Here is an 18,878-nt window from a genome sequence, read left to right on the forward strand (position 1 = left end):
TCTCTGTATTGTTAGTTTTGTCGACCTTCGGGCCGTCGCCAGCCCCATTTCCATCCATAGGCCCGTGCTTGAGGCAACCGCCGGGACACAGATCGAAAACCCTTCGCTCTCGTTTGCGATTACTTTCCAAACAATAGTTCGTTTTTTAAACACTAGTTCGTTTGCGAAAAACATACAATTTCGAACGTACGCTCCAGCGTCTTTCAGTACCCCTCTTTATCGTGGCTTTTTATCATTCCTTTTCATCGCCCCTATTCATCATTCCTTTTCATCATTCCCTGTCATCACCCCCTTTTCATCATTCCTTTCAGCCCCAGCGAAGAAGGACGCCCAGCCAAATCACCGAGAGGGCCAAGGCTATCCACAGGGACAGTTCCGTTAATCCCAGAAAAGCCAGATGGATATAGGCGCTGCTGACCAGGCCGATGAACAACCGGTCGCCCCGCGTGGTCGCAATGGGCAGGAAGCCCTTGCGCTCAACACATGGCGAAACCACTTCGAAAACAGTCATCGCCAGTAAAATGGCGCCGATAACGGCAAAGAAGATTGCGGTCGGTAGGGTCCACTGCATCCAGGCAATCATTGCGAGCCTCCTTAAACCCGACCCAGGGCAAAGCCTGTGGCCACATGGTTACGTACAAACCAGACCACCAGCAGGCCAGGAATAATGGTTAGCACGCCGGCCGCAGCCAGCACGCCCCAGTCGATCCCGCTGGCGCCAACCGTACGCGTCATGATGGCGCCGATCGGCTGGGCATCCACCGACGTCAGCGTTCGCGCCAATAGCAACTCCACCCAGGAAAACATGAAGGCAAAGAAGGCCGACACGCCGATACCCGAACGGATCATCGGGATAAAAATCTTGATGAAGAAGCGGGGAAAGCTATAGCCATCGATATAGGCCATCTCGTCATATTCCCGCGGCACCCCCGAGATGAAGCCTTCCAGAATCCACACCGCCAGCGGCACATTGAACAGGCAGTGGGCCAGCGCTACGGCAATGTGGGTATCGAACAAACCGATCGAGGAATACAGCTGAAAAAAGGGCAGCAGGAACACCGCCGGTGGTGCCATACGGTTGCTTAACAGCCAGAAGAACAGATGTTTGTCGCCTACGAACTTGTACCGGCTGAAGGCGTAAGCCGCCGGTAGCGCAACGATCAGGGTAATGACGACGTTGATGGACACGTAGATCATCGAATTGATGTAGCCGGAATACCAACTCGGGTCCGTGAAGATCACGGCATAATTGTCGAGGGTGAAAGTCTTCGGCCACAGCGTCAGCGAACTCAGAATTTCCTGATTGGTCTTGAACGACATGTTCAGCAGCCAGTAAATCGGCAGCATCAGGAACAAAATGTAGAAGGCGATGCCGAAACCTTTGCGTTGATTCATCTTCATGATGGCCCCTACTTGTCTCTATCCGGATAGGTAATGGCGGTAAAGAACAGCCAGGAGACCAGCAGCACGATCAGGAAATAAATCAGCGAGAACGCTGCTGCGCGGCCGATATCGAACTGCCCCACGGCCATGGTGGTCAGCGTCTGGCTCAGGAAGGTGGTTGAGCTGCCCGGCCCGCCACCGGTGAGCACGAAGGGCTCGGTGTAAATCATGAAGCTGTCCATGAAGCGCAGCAGCACGGCGATCACCAGCACGCTTTTCAAGCGTGGGAGCTGGATATAGCGGAAGATCGCCCAGCGCGAGGCGCGGTCAATCTCCGCCGCCTGATAGAACGCCTGAGGAATCGCCCGCAACCCGGAATAGCACAGCAGCGCCACCAGCGGCGTCCAATGCCAGACGTCCATAAGCAGAACCGTAAGCCAGGCATCGACGGTATCGGCGGTATAGTTGTAGTCGAATCCGATTTCGTTCATGGCCCGCCCGAACAAGCCAATATCACCGCGGCCGAAAATCTGCCAAATGGTGCCGACGACGTTCCAGGGGATCAGCAGTGGAATCGCCAGCAGGATCAGGCACAGAGATGCCCGCTTACCGGCCGTCGGCATCATCAGCGCGACGCCAATACCCAACGGAATCTCGATCAACAACACAGCGGACGAAAACACAATCTGGCGCCCGAGGGATTCCTGTAAGGCCTCGTTGCGCAGCACATCCCGAAACCAGTCGATACCGACAAAGTAGGCGCTATTGGGACCGAAGATGTCCTGCACCGAATAGTTCACCACGGTCATCAATGGAATCAGTGCTGAGAACGCCACCAGTAGAAAGACCGGCAAGACCAGCCACCAGGCTTTGTTGTTGGGTATTTTTTTCATTCCGCCTGCTCCTCCGTCACGCGGCCGTCGACCAGAAATTCATCGACGTAGAGCTTCATCCACTGTCGGGGAAAGCCGACGTGAAGCGTTTTGCCTGCGATGTCCTGATCTTCGTCCACCCTCGCCTTCAGGGTCTGCTCGCCCAGCGCCAGGGTTACGATTTTGTAGGTGCCCAAATCCTCGACGTCGTGCACTTCACAGGGGTAGGCATCGTCCGCGGGCGATGTCGACAGCTGCACGAATTCCGGGCGAATACCCAGCTTGATATTGCCGCTCCGATTTGCGCGAACGCTGTTCATCAAGGTGTCGTTCAGCGGCACGGTAATCCCGCTAAACTGCACACCCTCCTCCACAGGCTGGGCTTCGATGAGATTCATCCCCGGACTGCCGATAAAGAAGCCCACAAAGGTATGGTTCGGGTTTTCGAACAGTTCACGCGGCGTGCCGAACTGAACAATCTGGCCGTCGTACATCACGGCAATCTTGTCGGCGAATGTGGAGGCCTCGAGCTGATCATGGGTGACGTAAACCATGGTGATGCTGAACTGCTCGTGGATCTGCTTGAGCTTACGCCGCAGTTTCCATTTCAGCTGCGGATCGATCACGGTCAGTGGTTCGTCGAACAGGATGGCCGAGACATCGTCCCGCACTAGACCACGCCCCATGGAAACCTTTTGTTTCTCATCCGCGGTAAGCCCTTTCGCCTTTTTATGCAGCACCGGTTCGAGCTCAAGAATGGCGGCGATCTCTTCGACCTTGGCCTTGATCCTGGCTTTAGGCATGTCTGCATTCTTGAGCGGGAACGCCAGGTTGTCGTAGACGGTCATGGAGTCGTAAACCACCGGGAACTGGAATACCTGAGCGATATTGCGGTCCTTCGGCGACAGCTCGTTCACCTTGACGTTATCGAACAGCACCTCGCCTTCGGAAGGCTGCAATAACCCAGAGATAATATTGAGCATCGTGCTCTTGCCGCAGCCGGACGGGCCGAGCAGCGCATAGGCACCGCCCTTGTGCCAGGTATGGCTCATTCGCCGGATCGCGTAATCCTCCGCACCGGACGGCTCGCGACTGTAGCTGTGGGCAAGCGAATTCAACTGGATCTCGGCCATCGTCGCTTACTCCTCGTTGGCTGGGACGGAACGAACGTGGGCCGGCGCATGGACGAGCTCTCCGGCCTTGTCGAAAACGAACAGCTTGCCGATGGGCAGGTAGATCTTGATCGGCGTTTCGGTGTGGTATTCGTGCACGCCCATCAATTGCAGCACCAACTCGAAATGCTCGTTCTTCACGTGCATAAAAGTCTCGGAGCCGCTGATTTCCGCTAATTCCACCGTCATCGCCAGCTCCAGGTCGTCGTCATGCTGGGGCACCAGGCTGATATGGCTGGGGCGAATGCCGAAAGTGTAATCGTCGGGCTTGAGCTGACTCAGCTCGCGAGTCAGCGGATGGTGGGCGTACTCGTCGAAGCTGACGTCGGTTTCGGTCACTCGCCCGGGCATGAAATTGATCGGCGGCTCGCTGAACAGCCCCGCAGCCACGCGGTTGGTGGGCTTGCGGTAGACCTCCATCACCGGACCGCTTTGGATTATCCGCCCTTCGTGCAATAACGTGGTGACACCGCCCAGGGCCAGCGCCTCGTTGGGTTCGGTGGTGGCGTATACGCCAACGCAGTTGCGCGCCTTGAACAGTTCGCGCAGCTCGGCCCGCAACTCTTCACGCAGCTTGTAGTCCAGGTTCACCAGCGGTTCGTCAAACAGGATCAACGTGGCGTCTTTAACCAGCGCCCTTGCCATGGCCGTGCGTTGCTGCTGGCCACCGGAGAGTTCCAATGGGTAACGCTTGAGTAAGGGCTCGATCCGCAACATTTCGGCCGTTTCCCGTACCCTGCGGTCGATCTCGGCAGGCGGCATCTTGGCCAGCTTCAGGGGCGAAGCAATGTTGTCCCAAACCGTGAGATTGGGATAGTTGATGAATTGCTGGTAAATCATCGAGATGTTGCGCTTCTGCACGGACTCGTGCGTCACGTCCCGGCCCTCCACCAGCACACGGCCCTGATCCGGCTTGTCCAAACCGGCCATCAAACGCATCAATGACGTTTTGCCCGCGAGCGTACGCCCAAGCAGCACGTTGAAGGATCCCGCCTCAAACGTAATATTGGCATCAGCCACATGGGGTACGCCGTCCACAATGCGGGAGACGTTATCCAGAGTGAGCGACATTGAAAGTTGTCCTTGTTCTTATTCTGGATGAGAACCACCGGCACCCTTCACTTCACCGGCCACGTTCGCTTTCGAATACAACAAGGCAATGAACATACCAAAGCGCGGCCAGCTTTCTGCTGGATTACTTAACAGACTGTTTTCATGAATGTATTAAGCGACCGCTCAGTTTTCCTATTTGGTTTCACTTTTTCGTTTACGAATACGCCTGTTCAGATTGAACATTGACAAGCGAACAGTGTGAACACACTATTGAACAAAAGTTAACATTCCGATAAGCATAAAAAGACAGGATGGTCGACGGTGAAACCAGCGAGCACGAATGAGGAATTTGCGGAAGTGATCGCCGCGTCATGGGCGCGCTGCCAAGCCTTCGGCCTGACCCATGCCACGGAGCCGGAATGCGGCCCCCTCGATCGTCCTCAGCGCGCCCTTTTGCGAGAACAGCATCAAGCGTTGCTGGAAACCACAGAGTGCGAGGTCTTGCCCTACTACGAAAACATCCTGGCGAACAGCCGCTCGCTCATCATGCTATCCGATGCCCAGGGCCGCCTGCTGAGCCACTGGGGCGATCGCCGTTTTGTCGAACCCGGACGGGAAGCGTTGTTTCAGGAAGGCACCAGCTGGCAGGAGCAGATCAACGGCACCAATGCCATTGGTACCGCCATTGCCTGCGGTCAGGCGGTTCAGGTTCGGCGCAACGAACATTTCCTGACCGCCAACCGCTTCATGGTCGGCTGCGCAGCCCCTATTCTAGACGTGAAACAGCAGTTGGTCGGCGTGCTCAATGTCTCCAGCGACGCCTACTTGCCTCAAGCACATACACTGGGCATGGTGAAGCTGATGTCGATATCGGTGGAGAATCGGTTGATGGCCCGGACCTACGGCGCCGACTGTTACCTGCTGACGCTCAACACTAATCCGGACAATCTGGACAGCCAATGGTCGGGACTCATCGCTTTCGATGCCGCAGGCGAGGCCGTAGCGGTAAATCGCCGGGCGAGCCAGCTGCTGGGTACTCACAAGCTGCATCAGCCCGTCACCGCGCTGTTCGATACCGAGCTCGACACACTACTCGATCACGCTGAAACAGGGGCTTTCCAACTGAGTACGAACGCTCGACGCCGGCTCTATGGCTCATTGAAGAAGCCCGTCTTTGCCGACGCCAGCGTAGCCGCAAAGCAGGAGCGCCCCCTTAAACCGGGGGAGACGCGTATCCTCCATTTTAACCAAATCGAATTTGGCGATCTGAAAGTGCAACGCTGTATCCGTCAGGCGTTGCGGGTCGCTGACAAGAACATACCCCTCTTAATCCACGGCGAAACCGGGGTGGGTAAAGAAGTATTCGTGAAGGCACTGCACGCATCGAGCGAACGCCGCGATCACCCGCTGGTGGCTGTCAATTGTGCAGCCATACCTTCGGAGCTGGTGGAATCGGAGCTGTTTGGCTATGAGAAAGGCGCTTTTACCGGCGCGAGCAGCCAGGGCGCGAAAGGCTTGATCCGAAAGGCGCACTGCGGGGTGCTCTTCCTGGATGAGATTGGCGAAATGCCGCCCCGCGCACAAGCACGATTGCTACGTGTATTGCAGGAACGGGAAGTCACGCCGTTAGGTTCGACCGAAGCCTACCCGGTGGATATCCGGCTGGTGTCGGCCACCAACCAACCGCTGCGCGAACAGGTCGAAGCCGGCCACTTCCGGCAAGACCTCTACTACCGCATCAACGGCCTCAGTATCGAGCTGCCGCCGTTAAGAGCACGAGTCGACAAGCGCGCGCTGTTTCGTCAGGTACACACGCTTTACCGTGAACCGAACCAGCCCGGCGAATTGCAGGATGCCATCCTCGATATCTTCGAACAGCATCCCTGGCCCGGCAACATTCGGCAACTGATCAACGTAATGCAAGTCGCGTTAGCCTTAGCTGACCGGGAACCGGTGGAAACCTGGCATCTACCGGACGACTTCCTGCGTGATATACAGTCGACGAACGCCGCTCGTCTAGAACGTCCCATGCCACAGACCGAGTCAACATCGACGGATCGCCCCACCAGAAGGACCAATCCACTGGAAACGTTGCTCGATGTCTATAACCAGCACCAGGGCAACGTTTCCCGCACCGCACGGCACTTTGGCTTTAGCCGGAATACTGTCTACAAGCGACTACGGGAATTGGGGGTGCGATAGTGTTCGCCCTATAGCGCCACCAGCATGCTAGCCTCGCCGACGCTTAATGAGTCTGCAGGCGATCCACCGCTTCAACCCAACCCTCGTACAGCCCATCGCGCTGCGCCTTGGTCATCTCCGGCTGGAAACTGTGTTCGCATTGCCATAGCTCTTCCAGAGCGTCCAGAGACTCGAAAATACCCGCCTTGAGGCCGGCCAGATAGGCCGCGCCCAACGCCGTGGTCTCAATCAGTTTGGGGCGATCGACCGTCGCGCCCAGAATGTTGGCCAGGAACTGCAACAGCCAGCTATTCTCAACCATGCCACCGTCGACCCGCAGCGCCGTTGGGCGCAATCCATCCTTTTCCATCGCCTTTTGCAGATCCTTTGTCTGGTAACAGACGGATTGCAGACCCGCCGTGACGATTTCCTTAATCCCGGTGTCTCGGGTGAGGCCGAAGATGGCGCCTCGCGCCTTCGGGTCCCAGTGCGGCGCCCCCAGTCCGGTAAAGGCCGGAACCAGGTAGACGCCGTGATTCGCTGGCGTCTGCGCGGCCAGGGACTCGGTTTCCTGGGCCATGCGGATGAGCTTGAGTCCGTCGCGCAGCCATTGGATGGCGGCTCCAGCAATGAAAATACTGCCTTCCTGAGCGTAGGTGGGTTTGCCGTTAATCCGGTAGGCAACGGTCGTCAGCAGCCGGTAGTTGGAACGCAAGGGTTTGTCGCCGGTATTAAGCATCAAGAAGCAACCGGTGCCATAGGTACTTTTGGCCATCCCCTCACGAAAACAGGTCTGTCCGAACAGGGCTGCCTGCTGATCGCCTGCCATGCCGTAAACCGGGACCGACGTACCCAGCCATTCAGCGTCGATATCGCCGAATGCGTCAGACGAATCGAGCACGTCCGGCAGCAGCTCGGCCGGTATATTGAACAGCTTCAGTAATTCCGGGTCCCAGGCTTGGTCGTGGATATTGAACAACAGCGTGCGCGAAGCGTTGGTGGCATCGGTGTAATGGGATTTGCCGCCTGTCAGGCGCCATAACAGAAACGTGTCAATCGTGCCGAATGCCAGCTCGCCATTTTCTGCGCGCGCCTGAGCGCCGGGAACCTGATCGAGAATCCAGCGGATCTTGGTGGCAGAGAAGTAAGGATCAACCAAAAGGCCCGTTTTGTCCTGGATCTTTGGCTCATGCCCATCGGCTTTCAGCTGTTCGCAGAATTTGGCGGAACGCCGGTCCTGCCAGACGATAGCCTTATATATTGGCTCGCCCGTAGCCCGGTTCCAGATGACGGTCGTTTCCCGCTGGTTGGTAATCCCGATACCGGCGATATCGCTGGCGCTCAGACTGGCTTCTTTGAGCGCGTTACGGCAGGTGTCCAGCACCGAGGTCCAGATATCTTCAGGATCGTGCTCGACCCAGCCGCTTTCGGGAAAGTGCTGCGGGAATTCCTGCTGGCTGGTGGCGCGACATTCGCCTGTATCATCGAAGATCATGGCCCGGGAACTGGTGGTTCCCTGGTCGATCGCCAAGAGGTATCTCGTCATGATCGCACCTTTCCTTGTCGTATTATCGATTTTTGTTTGACCGCATTCTTAACCTTTTCGAAAACGAATCCAACCGCTTTTTTTCGTTTTCGATGACCGGTTTTCGCTGGGTGGTGGTGACAGTATGGGCAGAGAATGTACCGCAGCCGCAACCCGGCTGCCTTATTAGTCCGTCGATTCCCTGCTATCCTGCACAGGTAATCTCATGATTTGCGTCCATTAATTCCCGTCGCGGATCACCGTAGCGCCGTTTTCGCAACACCGCAGACGGCGAACCAGAACCCACTGAGCAGCAGGTATGGCACAAAAACATCGACACGACCTGATCATGGAGCTTATCCAGAAGAACGGTTTCGTTACCACCGAGCAGCTCGTCGATCATTTCCAGGTGACCCCGCAAACCATACGCCGGGACCTGAACCAGCTCGCCAAGCAAAGCCGCGTACGGCGCCATCACGGTGGCGCCGGTATCGATTCGAGCACGGTTAATACCGCCTACCAGACCCGCAAAATCATGGAGCTGGAAGCCAAGGAGCGCATCGCCGAAAGTCTGGCGTCGATGATTCCCGACGGAGCCTCGCTGTTCATCAATATCGGCACCACCACCGAAACCATCGCCCGCGCGCTGCTCAACCACAACAATCTCCGTGTCGTCACCAATAACCTGCACGTGGCGTCAATCCTGGCCACTCGGGAGGACTTCAATATCATCATTGCCGGCGGCGAAGTGCGTAACCGCGATGGCGGTATTGTCGGCGAGGCCACCCGGGACTTCATCAATCAGTTCAAGATGGATTTCGGTGTCATCGGTATCAGCGGCATCCACACAGATGGCTCCCTACTCGATTTCGACTACCGCGAAGTCCGCGTGGCGCAGACCATCATTGCCAACTCCCAGCAAGTCCTGCTAGCAGCCGACCACACCAAATTCGGCCGCAACGCCATGGTACGGTTGGGCAGTATTACTCAGGCGGATCACTTCTTTACCGACCAAAAACCGCCCCATGAGATTCAGCGCCTGCTGACTGACAACGACGTCGAAGTTCATGTTGTTTGAACCCTATTCCGGGGCAAAGGATAGCGCGGCATTGACCCTGCAATCGCTTCGGTACGCATTCAGATCGTCATTATTTTCGAGCTAACCAGACAGTGCACCGGCGAAGAAAAGCCGGATTCGTGCCACATCACAGTGTTCGTTTTTATTCTTTGTTTTCCTTTACGAATACCCCTCTTTTTCGCATACTGCATGGACTGGCCATTTAATCATCAGAATTAAACGCCGCCGAGCCCCAAACATCACGACTTCGCCCTAACGACGCCAAGGCAGGAGATCCTCCAGCATGAGTTCTGAGACCCCAGAATACGATCTCGTCGTCGTCGGCGGTGGTGTCAACGGTACCGGCATCGCCATGGATGCGGCCGGTCGGGGGCTCAAGGTCATGCTTTGCGAGATGCATGACCTCGCATCGGCAACATCCTCCAGTAGCAGTAAATTGATCCATGGCGGCCTGCGCTACCTGGAGCATTACGAATTCAAGCTGGTACGCCAGGCGTTGGCCGAGCGCGAGTCACTGCTGCGCAACGCCCCCCACATCATGTGGCCCATGCGGTTCAGGCTGCCCTATCAATCGCACTTGCGTCCGGCCTGGATGATACGCACCGGTCTGTTTCTCTATGACCACCTGGCGAAACGGGAGCTGCTCAAGGGCTCCAACAGCATTCAGTTCAATGGCGGCAGTCCCCTGGTCAGCGAGATCAGTAAAGGCTTCGAATATTCAGACGGTTGGGTAGACGATGCGCGCCTGGTGGTGCTGACGGCCAAGGCCGCTCAGGAGCAAGGGGCGGACGTACGGACGCGCACCCGGTGCACCCGCGCAGAACGGGACGGAAAATACTGGAGCGTCACCCTGACCGATCAGATAACGGGGGATCAAAGCCACCTCCGCTGCAAGGCGATGGTTAACGCTACCGGCCCCTGGGTCAGCGCCCTCTTCAAGGACACCCTGAACATCCCCGCGCCCAAGCAAATCCGCATGGTCAAAGGCAGCCATATCGTGGTGCCTAAAATTCACGATGAGCCGGAAGCCTACATTCTACAAAATGCGGACGAGCGTATTATTTTTGTCATTCCCTACGAGGATGATTTTTCGCTGATTGGCACGACGGATGTGGATTACGAAGGCGACCCTAAGAAGGCGGTCATCTCCCAAGAGGAAACCGAGTACCTGATCGGTATCGTCAATGACTACTTCAAGAACAAACTCTCGCCCAGCGACGTCGTCTGGTCCTATTCCGGTGTACGCCCGTTAATGGACGATGAAGGCGGCTCAGCCCACACGGCCTCACGGGATTACACGTTCGAGGTCGATGAAGAAAAGGGCAAAGCACCTCTGATTTCGGTCTTTGGCGGTAAGATTACGACCTATCGAAAGCTGGCCGAAGCAGCGACGGACAGAATTTGCGGCTTTTTCCCGAAGGCCGGCGAGAGCTGGACACGACATGCGCCTCTGCCGGGTGGCGATTTCACTAGCCAAGAGGACTTGCTTAACGCGTTCAAGATTGAGTATCCCTGGCTGCCCTCGGGCCTTGCCCACCGTTACGTTAGGACCTACGGCACACGAACACGGGTCATGCTCGAGGGCTGTGAGTCCATGGGCGATATGGGCAGGCATTGCGGGGGCAATCTCTACGCTCGCGAAATCGATTACTTGCTCAACCACGAATGGGCGCGGGATGCCGAGGATATCGTGTGGCGTCGCACAAAGCTTGGCCTACGGCTCACCGCGCCTGAGCTTAGCGGCATTCAGGACTACCTGGACCACCATTCGCAGCAATTTTCGAGGAAGGTTGTCCATTCCGCCTGACTCTCGTCAATTCATCGTCAATCATTATTGACGTCCTTTAGCGAGTCTCTGAACAATGCCTAGTGTGCTTGCGACGCCAGTTGCCAGTGGTTACGCGTCAAGGGCTGCCCACCCTCGGCGCCAACGCATACAGTCTCGCTAAAAGCCATGCCCCACTTCCCCGGAATCCGGAAACACAAAGGCAAGTGAAACACCATATTCTCCTCGAACCGATCCTGCTGTCCCGCGGCGATGAAGCCTGAGCCTTCGACCCACGACGGCGGGAACTGGGCGCCGACCGTATAACCGTATACGCCCGAAAAGAAAGCTTCGTCCGTGTACCTCTGCCAAGCGTCGGCTGCGCGGCGGGCCGCATCGTCAAAGGTATTGCCGGGCACCATAGCTTCGACCAGGGTTTCATAAACCCGGCGGCAAATGTCAGCCCATCGCTGCATATTCGAATCAATGGGGTTATCCCCGGCAACCACCGTGTGCATCATCGGAGCCGTGTAGCGCTGATAGGTAGAACCCAGCTCCAGGAAGACGGAGTCGCCAGCCTGAATCGGGAATCGACGATGGTTGGTATGGATCACGCCACTTCGCCTGCCGGCCACGACAATCGGCTGCATACTCATAAACTCGCTGCCCGCCGCCAACATGGCGTTTGCCGCCGCAGCCGCTACCTCACTGTCGGTCACTCCCGGCGAGACAGCCTCGCGGGCGCTGCGTATGCCGGCTTCGGTCATCCGGGCCGATTGCTCCAGGCAAGCGATCTCTTCATTAGACTTGATGCGCCGGATGCGCCCCAGCAACCCTGAGCCATCCACCCATTCGTGGTCGGGCAAGCGTTGCTGCAAACCCAAAACAATACCGCTGCGCAAACCGCCGCCCCAGTAATCCAGCCCGATCCGCTGCCCCATGCCCGCCAGGGCATCCGCCAGAGGATCGAGCACCTCGCGCGGATCTTCCCAGCGGTAACCGAGGATAGAGTCACAACGAGACGTCGCGACCGCGGGCCCCGTTTCGATAGAGGGTACTTGCAGTACGGCACGGCCGGGCGCGTAAGCCAGTGCCGTATGGACGGATACTTCGAAGGTGTTGTAACCCGTGAGGTAGTAGATATCGGCCGGCTGGGTAATGAGTAGCGCGTCCAGGCCGGCCTCGGCCAGCCGCCGATCCAATGCCTGGCAGCGACGATCGTATTCGGCATCGGTGAATGCAGTCTCACGCGCAGTTAGCGTCTCCCGGAGCCGTTTCTCGTAGGTCGTGAAATCCATTCGCTACCTCCTGCGCTGCTTTCCTGCAGTTTAGGGATAAGCGGCGTACGGACACAACCCCATAGCCGAGCGACGGGACACAAACCCCGTCACCAAACCAGATCGAAAAACGCTTACAACCCGTTACCCACCACAACCTTTCTACTGAATACTTTGACCTAAGTATCGTTGTATCGGGCTACGGCCCGGAACAGACTCAGTTGTGTAGAAGTACTACCCATTCTAAAAAACACTATTCATTCGAAAAACAATAGGGCTCGCCGCCGGAGCAGGACCGGCTTCCGTGCCACGGAGAAAACACAACATGTCACTCGCGCGATTGGTATTGGCCAGCCTGATGCTTACCTTCGTCTGCGCCATGCAGGCAGCCGCCGCCGTAAATATCGGCTTCAATTATCCTCAGACCGGCCGCTACAAAGACCAGGGCCTGCAGGAACGGCTCGGGGCTTTTATGGCGGTGGAGGAGATCAACCAGGCCGGCGGCATCATGGGCCAGCCCATAGAACTGGTGATTCGCAACAACAGCAGTGACCCCGAGCAAGGCGCGGCCAACACCGCCGAGATGATCGATAAGCACGACGCCAAGATGGTCTTTGGCGGCGTATCCAGCGCAGTGGCCATCTCCTCCGGAGAAGCCGCCCGCCAGCGTGATCGACTCTATTTCGGCACCCTGACCTATTCCAACGCCACCACAGGCAGCGCCGGTCACACGCACATGTTCCGCGAGCCCTACAACGCCTGGATGGCTGCCAAAGCCATCAGTAAGTATCTGGCCGCCAAACACGCCGGTCAGAACTACTACTATATTACCGCCGACTACACTTGGGGTTGGTCCACCGAAGACTCCATGCGCCGCTTCACCGACACCTTGGACAAACAGGCGCACCCCGGGGTAAAGACGCCTTTTCCGCGAGCCCATCTCAGCGATTTTCGCGATGCCTTGGAATCGGCTGCCGCCAGCGATGCCGATGTGCTGGTGATGGTGCTGTTTGGCGACGACATGGTCCGCGCTCTGAACATGGCTTACGAAATGGGCCTTAAAGACAAGATGCAGGTTGTGGTCCCGAACGTCACCCTGGGTATGGCCCAGGACGTCGGCCCAACTATCATGGAAGGCGTCATCGGCGGTGCGCCCTGGGTTTGGGAAGTGCCCTACCAGTACAACTACCCGCGAGGTCAGAAATTCGTCGAGGAGTTCGTGCAACGCTATGAGATGCGCCCGTCCTCCGCCGCCGCTTCCGCCTATAGCATCCTGTATCAATATAAGGACGCGGTCGAACGCGCCGGTACCTTTCAGACCGCCGCGGTTATCCGGGCGCTGGAAGGCTATCGCTACAGTTTGCTGAAGGACGAACAGGAATGGCGCGCGTTCGACCACCAGAACGTACAAACCGTGTACGTGGTCAAAAGCAAACCGCGTGAAGAGGTTATGAAAGACCCGCTGGGCGCGGACTACTTCGAAATCGTAGACACCCTGGACGGCAACTCAGCCGCGAAAACCCTGGAAGAATGGCAGGAAGAACGCCGTGCCGCGGGTAAGCCCACGAATCTGTAGTACCAAATAAAGCGAGTACCAAAAAAGCTAGTACCAAAAAAGCTAGTACCAAAAAAGCTAGTACTAAGAAATTAGTATCAAAAACTCCGGCGGTTCATTTTAGCCGCCGGAGTTTTGCCTGCCGGATTTGTCAGCGCAACCTCACAGATTGCCAGCTCAACCCCACTTGGTCTGAGGTGAACGATAGCCTTCGAAGCTAGCCAATATTCTGCCTGGGTCGTCTTGAACGATGAGCATGTCACGATACAGAGGTTTCAGAAAACCGTTGTCGCGCATGGTATCGAAGAAACCAAACAGCTGATCGTAATAGCCGGCCACATTGAAAAAGGCGCAGGGTTTGTCGTGGTAGCCCAATTGCGCCCAGGTCCAGACTTCGAAGATTTCCTCAAGCGTGCCAGGTCCGCCGGGCATCGCGATAAACGCGTTGGCCAGGGCGTTCATGCGCGCCTTTCGCTGGTGCATGTCGTCCACCACCAGCAGCTCGGTTACGCCAGCGTGAGCCACCTCCCGTTCCTTGAGCATATGCGGAATCACGCCGATCACTTCACCGCCATGTTCAAGCACTGAATCCGCCAGTATCCCCATCAGGCCGACTTTACCGCCGCCAAAAACCAAGCCGTGGCCGGCCTCGGCGATGGTTTTGCCCATAAGCCGGGCACCTTCGGCGAAAACCGGATCTTCGCCGGGGCTGGAACCACAAAAAACTGCAATCCTCATCGTCTATCCGTTCCTTCAACACTGCGAACGTTAATGAAAGCAGATCGACGGCCGGGACACAAACAAGGATGCCCGGCGAAAGCCGGGTTCTCAGGGGCCACGAAGGTCACGACACTTCGCGGTTACGTAACGCTTCGGCAGCACCCAAAAGGCCGGTGTACGGCTCCATAACCATATACACCGGGGTCGATTCCATCAGCGGACGCATCCGGCCCTTGTCTTCAAACGCTTCGCGAAATGGGCTTTCGACGAAGAAGTCCAGGAAACGGGGCAGTATGCCGCCACACAGATAAACACCGCCAACGCTGCCAACGGTTAGCGCGGCATTCCCAGCCGTGCGTCCCAGGATTTCGCAAAAATGCCGCAGGGTATGCCTGGCCAGCGGGTCATTCTCTTTTATCGCGGCTGTCGTTATCTTCTCGGGCGCATCCAGTGGCGCCGAAACACCCTGAATCTCCGCGTGAGCCTGGTACAGGTTAAGCAACCCCTGGCCACAGAGAATGCGCTCTACCGATACGCGACCGAAACGGGCTTTGAGAATCTGCAGTATGGTGATCTCCGTTTCATCGGTGGGCGCAAAATCAACATGCCCGCCTTCGGTCATCAAGGGCACCCAGCCGTCCTGGATGGGCACTAGCCCGGAAACACCCAATCCGGTGCCCGGTCCAATCACCAACTTTGCCCGCGACTCGTCGCCGGGGCCGCCGCACACATGGACAAGCTGGTCTTGCCCCACATTCGGTACACCTAACGCCATCGCGGTAAAGTCGTTGATCAACTTGAACGACCGTAGCCCAAATTGTTCGCGTATGGCTTGCAGTCCGAAACGCCAGTGATTGTTGGTCATACGGAACTGCGCATGAGGATCTTTCGAGGAAGGCACCGGCCCCGCCACGGCGAGACAAACATCCTTGACCCGTTCGATGCCGACTTTTTGCATATAGGCCTTGATGGCGCTATCCAAATTATCGTATTCGCCACAGGGCAGAACCTCGATGGCATGCAGATGCACGTCACCTTCCCGGGTCAGCGCGAAGCGGGCGTTGGTCCCACCGATATCGCCGACCAGTTCTAGCACGGTTTGATCGGTAATGGGGGGTTGATCAGTCATGGAGGCTTGGTCAGTCATGCGTCATGATTCCAGAAAAAACTTGCGCCCTCCTCCGGCGTCCCGGCGGAACGACGGAGCCACCCGAACAATTCTCGACCCAATCCGGTATGCGCCCGGGAGAGGTCAACCTGCGCCGGCTCCCGCGTGACCAATTCCTCGTCAGGGACCTCGAGGTCCAGACGCCCTTTAACCGCGTCCACGCAGATCGTGTCACCCGCCTTCACTTTAGCCAGCGGGCCCCCATCCAACGCCTCGGGATAAACATGAATCGCTGCCGGCACTTTACCGGATGCGCCCGACATGCGGCCGTCTGTGACTAACGCGACCTTGAAGCCACGATCCTGGAGGACGCCGAGGTACGGTGTCAGTTTGTGCAGCTCCGGCATGCCGTTGGCTTTCGGCCCCTGGAAACGCACCACCACAATGCAATCCTTATCCAAGTCGCCAGCATCGAACGCCTTTGCCAGATCGTTCTGGTCATCGAAAATGACCGCGGGCGCGCGCACCACATGGTGCTCCTTCTTCACGGCGGAGACCTTGATCACACCGCGCCCCAGGTTGCCATCGAGCACCCGGAGGCCGCCCTCCGGTGCGAAGGGATCGCTGGCAGAACTCAGCACGTCCGGATTTCCGGTTTCCTTGGCTGCGGGCGTCCAGACTAGTTTTTCGCTCTCCAGCGACGGCATACGGGTGTAGCGATCCAGCCCACGGCCCACAACGGTTTCCACGTCCTCATGCAGATAGCCATGCTCCAGCAGCTCCCGAATCAGGAACGGCGTGCCGCCTGCGTCGTGGAACGCATTCACGTCCTCCTGGCCATTGGGGTAGATCCGTGTCATCGACGGTACCGCTGAAGACAGCTCGGAATAGTCGTTCCAATCGATCGTGATCCCTGCCGCTTTGGCAATCGCGATCCAGTGCATGGTGTGATTGGTTGAACCGCCGGTCACCAGCAACGCAACCAAGGCGTTGACGATACTCTTCTCGTCCACCATGTTACCCAGGCCAAGCTTGCCACCGTTGGGCCGGGACAGCCGGATCACCTGTTCGGTAGCCTCGCGGGTCAATGTATCGCGTAGATCGGTATTGGGATGAATAAAAGCCGAGCCCGGTACATGCAGCCCCATGACTTCCACCAGCAGCTGGTTGCTGTTGGCGGTGCCGTAGAACGTACAGGTGCCGGGACTATGATAGGACTGGCTCTCGGCTTCAAGCAGCTCGTCCTTACCGACCTTGCCCTCGGCATAAAGCTGGCGCACGCGCTGCTTCTCTTTATTGGGCAATCCGGATGGCATGGGGCCTGCAGGCACCAGGATCGTCGGCAGGTAGCCGTAGCTCAGTGCGCCAATCATCAGGCCCGGCACAATTTTGTCGCAAATCCCCAGCAGTAATGTGGCGTCGAACATATTGTGACTCAGCGCCACCGCCGTACTCATAGCGATCACATCGCGCGAGAACAGGCTCAGCTCCATGCCTGGCTGACCCTGTGTCACACCGTCGCACATGGCGGGCGTACCGCCGGCAAACTGGGCTACCGAACCCATGCCATGAGCCGCTTCGCGGATAATATCGGGGAAACTCTGGTAAGGCTGATGGGCGGACAACATGTCGTTGTAGGCCGAAACGATAGCGACGTTGGCCTGGTTCATAAGCTTAAGCGTGTCTTTGTCGGACTTTCCGCATGCGGCGAAGCCGTGGGCGAGGTTGCCACATGACAGTGTGCCCCGTTGCGGCGACTGCTCACCGAGTTGTGCCATGCGCTGCAAATAGTCCTCACGCTCCGCCCGGCTGCGATCGATTATCCGCTGGGTTACTTTTTCCACGATCGGATGCATGTATCTCTCCTAAATGTCTACCGCTGCCTGAATGTCTACCACTGCACAGTCCCCTGAATTGCCGGCTCGCGCTTGAGCGTTGCGCCGGGAACGTGCAGAGATCACCCCAGTCTAATTTTTAACCAAAATCCGCCAATAAGAGCGATTATGGATGTAATGCTACGTAATTCATTTGCAATTTTCACGAAATAATCTACATAAAACGAATTTATTTTGTTATGTTTACTACATCAATTTGGCATACCGACCTGGAGAGGTCCCGATCCCCCTCCAGGCCGCCGACATAGACAACAAGCAGAGTCCGCGGAGGCCTGATATGACTATTCGAATCGCTATCAACGGTTTTGGACGCATTGGCCGCAACACATTGCGTGCCCTTTATGAAAATAACTACCGGAACGACATGCAGGTTGTCGCCATCAATGACTTGGGCGACGCCGAAACCAACGCTCACCTGCTCAAGTACGATAGTGTTCATGGACGCTTCGGCGGTGATGTCAGCCACGATTCGGAATCGCTATCGGTCAACGGCGACCGCATCGCCATTATCGCCGAACGCGATCCGGCAAAGCTTCCCTGGAAAGACTATCACGTCGACGTCGTTCTCGAATGCACCGGGATTTTCACCTCCCGTGATGAAGCCGCCGCTCATATCCAGGCCGGTGCCGACAGCGTGATCATCTCAGCCCCTTCCGGAGACGCCGATGCCACCATTGTTTACGGCGTCAACGATGACGTGCTGACCGCTGAACATCAGATTATTTCCAACGCATCCTGCACCACCAACTGCCTCGCACCGGTGGTTAAAGCCATACACGAGGGTGTGGGCATCGAAAGCGGTCTGATGACCACGATCCATTCCTACACCAACGACCAAAAGCTCAGCGATGTCTACCACAAGGACATCTACCGGGCGCGTTCGGCGACCCAATCCATGATTCCCACCAAGACCGGAGCGGCTGCCGCTATCGGCTTGGTGCTGCCCGACTTGGATGGCAAGCTCGATGGCCTGGCCGTGCGCGTGCCGACGATCAACGTCTCTCTGGTGGATCTGAGCTTCATTGCCAGCCGCGAAACCACAACCGACGAAATCAACGCCCTGGTTCGCGAAGCGGCCGAGAAGAATCCAATTCTGGGCTATAGTGAAGAAAAACTCGTCAGCATCGACTACAACCATTCTGCCTTGTCGAGTGTTTTCGATGCCAATCACACGCGGGCACTGGGCCGTCACGTGAAAGTCATGGCGTGGTACGACAATGAGTGGGGCTTCTCCAACAGAATGCTCGATAACACCCGTACCCTCATGGCGGCCCGTAATAAGTAAGGCCCCAAC

General features: G+C 57.1%; 15 protein-coding genes. 5 read left to right on the forward strand and 10 right to left on the reverse strand.

What is annotated here, in order from left to right:
• Positions 1-307: 307 nt before the first annotated feature.
• From FXO11_RS11470 to FXO11_RS11490, 5 genes are read right to left on the reverse strand one after another with little or no spacing between them, the layout of a single operon-like run.
• A complete protein-coding gene (locus FXO11_RS11470; protein WP_148863100.1) occupies positions 308-583 on the reverse strand; it encodes a DUF2160 domain-containing protein in 276 nt (91 codons plus the stop codon).
• Between the two features lie 11 nt (positions 584-594).
• Positions 595-1,395, reverse strand: coding sequence for a carbohydrate ABC transporter permease (locus tag FXO11_RS11475; RefSeq protein WP_227546145.1), 801 nt, complete (start codon positions 1,393-1,395; stop codon positions 595-597).
• Between the two features lie 14 nt (positions 1,396-1,409).
• Positions 1,410-2,276, reverse strand: a complete 867-nt coding sequence (locus FXO11_RS11480; RefSeq protein ID WP_148863102.1) for a carbohydrate ABC transporter permease — start codon at positions 2,274-2,276, stop codon at positions 1,410-1,412.
• Complete coding sequence (locus tag FXO11_RS11485) at positions 2,273-3,388, reverse strand: ABC transporter ATP-binding protein (RefSeq protein ID WP_148863103.1); 1,116 nt, start codon at positions 3,386-3,388, stop codon at positions 2,273-2,275. The genes FXO11_RS11480 and FXO11_RS11485 overlap by 4 nt, the downstream gene beginning before the upstream one ends.
• Positions 3,389-3,394: 6 nt before the next feature.
• Positions 3,395-4,498 (reverse strand): ABC transporter ATP-binding protein, encoded by a 1,104-nt coding sequence (locus FXO11_RS11490; RefSeq protein ID WP_148863104.1) that lies wholly within the window; start codon positions 4,496-4,498, stop codon positions 3,395-3,397.
• Positions 4,499-4,801: 303 nt separating this feature from the next.
• Between FXO11_RS11490 and FXO11_RS11495 the strand changes: the two genes are divergently transcribed.
• The gene (locus FXO11_RS11495) at positions 4,802-6,682 is read left to right on the forward strand and encodes a sigma-54-dependent Fis family transcriptional regulator (RefSeq protein WP_148863105.1); all 1,881 of its coding nucleotides are present in this window, start codon (positions 4,802-4,804) and stop codon (positions 6,680-6,682) included.
• A 43-nt stretch (positions 6,683-6,725) separates the two neighbouring features.
• Here FXO11_RS11495 and glpK read toward each other — a convergent pair whose 3' ends face one another.
• The gene (gene glpK / locus FXO11_RS11500) at positions 6,726-8,207 is read right to left on the reverse strand and encodes a glycerol kinase GlpK (protein ID WP_148863106.1); all 1,482 of its coding nucleotides are present in this window, start codon (positions 8,205-8,207) and stop codon (positions 6,726-6,728) included.
• Between the two features lie 298 nt (positions 8,208-8,505).
• Between glpK and FXO11_RS11505 the strand changes: the two genes are divergently transcribed.
• Positions 8,506-9,264: a DeoR/GlpR family transcriptional regulator gene (locus FXO11_RS11505; protein ID WP_148863107.1), complete on the forward strand. Its 759-nt coding sequence runs from the start codon at positions 8,506-8,508 to the stop codon at positions 9,262-9,264.
• Between the two features lie 283 nt (positions 9,265-9,547).
• Complete coding sequence (gene glpD, locus FXO11_RS11510; protein WP_148863108.1) at positions 9,548-11,071, forward strand: glycerol-3-phosphate dehydrogenase; 1,524 nt, start codon at positions 9,548-9,550, stop codon at positions 11,069-11,071.
• 59 nt (positions 11,072-11,130) lie between these two features.
• Here the strand turns inward: glpD and FXO11_RS11515 are convergent, their stop codons facing one another.
• Positions 11,131-12,327, reverse strand: a complete 1,197-nt coding sequence (locus FXO11_RS11515) for a M24 family metallopeptidase (RefSeq protein ID WP_148863109.1) — start codon at positions 12,325-12,327, stop codon at positions 11,131-11,133.
• A 304-nt stretch (positions 12,328-12,631) separates the two neighbouring features.
• On the opposite strand from FXO11_RS11515, the gene FXO11_RS11520 reads away from it, so the two are divergent.
• Positions 12,632-13,882: an ABC transporter substrate-binding protein gene (locus tag FXO11_RS11520; protein ID WP_148863110.1), complete on the forward strand. Its 1,251-nt coding sequence runs from the start codon at positions 12,632-12,634 to the stop codon at positions 13,880-13,882.
• Between the two features lie 156 nt (positions 13,883-14,038).
• Here the strand turns inward: FXO11_RS11520 and FXO11_RS11525 are convergent, their stop codons facing one another.
• The 3 genes from FXO11_RS11525 to edd all read right to left on the reverse strand — a co-directional run bounded on the left by FXO11_RS11525 (position 14,039) and on the right by edd (position 17,545).
• On the reverse strand, positions 14,039-14,599 hold the full coding sequence (locus FXO11_RS11525) for an LOG family protein (protein WP_148863111.1): 561 nt from the start codon (positions 14,597-14,599) through the stop codon (positions 14,039-14,041).
• Between the two features lie 106 nt (positions 14,600-14,705).
• Entirely contained in the window at positions 14,706-15,728 is a 1,023-nt protein-coding gene (locus tag FXO11_RS11530; protein WP_227545871.1) for a glucokinase, read from the reverse strand.
• The gene (gene edd, locus FXO11_RS11535; RefSeq protein WP_148863112.1) at positions 15,725-17,545 is read right to left on the reverse strand and encodes a phosphogluconate dehydratase; all 1,821 of its coding nucleotides are present in this window, start codon (positions 17,543-17,545) and stop codon (positions 15,725-15,727) included. Before edd ends, FXO11_RS11530 begins: the two co-directional genes overlap by 4 nt.
• Positions 17,546-17,861: 316 nt before the next feature.
• Here edd and gap point away from each other — a divergent pair, with 316 nt between their 5' ends.
• Positions 17,862-18,869: a type I glyceraldehyde-3-phosphate dehydrogenase gene (gene gap, locus FXO11_RS11540; protein WP_148863113.1), complete on the forward strand. Its 1,008-nt coding sequence runs from the start codon at positions 17,862-17,864 to the stop codon at positions 18,867-18,869.
• The last annotated feature ends 9 nt before the right edge of the window (positions 18,870-18,878 follow it).

This window comes from Marinobacter fonticola, from assembly GCF_008122265.1.
In the GTDB taxonomy this organism is placed as follows: Bacteria; Pseudomonadota; Gammaproteobacteria; order Pseudomonadales; family Oleiphilaceae; genus Marinobacter_A; species Marinobacter_A fonticola.